Source organism: Pseudomonas sp. JV245A (assembly GCF_032424515.1).
GTDB classification, from domain to species: Bacteria; Pseudomonadota; Gammaproteobacteria; order Pseudomonadales; family Pseudomonadaceae; genus Aquipseudomonas; species Aquipseudomonas protegens.
In genome coordinates, this window is record NZ_VYKE01000641.1 from 1 (window position 1) to 268 (window position 268).

Annotated in this window: 1 protein-coding gene; it reads right to left on the reverse strand. The window is 62.7% G+C overall.

Annotation, left to right across the window (positions count from 1 at the left end; translation table 11 throughout):
- Positions 1-231: NAD(P)H-dependent oxidoreductase (locus F6S12_RS33410; protein WP_315870072.1), on the reverse strand; the 231-nt coding region annotated here is incomplete at its 3' end.
- Between the last annotated feature and the right edge of the window lie 37 nt (positions 232-268).

Here is a 268-nt window from a genome sequence, read left to right on the forward strand (position 1 = left end):
AATGCTCTGGTTCTTCACCCCCAGGCGCTGTTCCAGGGCATACACCAGGTAGTCCGGGTTGTCCCGGGAGGCAAAATCCGCGGCGCTGGCCACCGGGTTCCAGTTCATCGCGTACAGATCGCTGACCTGTACCTGGTGCCCCTGGGCCTCCAGGGTGCTGCGGGCCTGGTCACGCAAGGCGGCGGTGAAGGACTGCGGTTCGGGGTGGGCGTGGACGATCAACACATTCATGAAGCTTCCTCAGACAGGTTGCACAGTAACAGGGGCA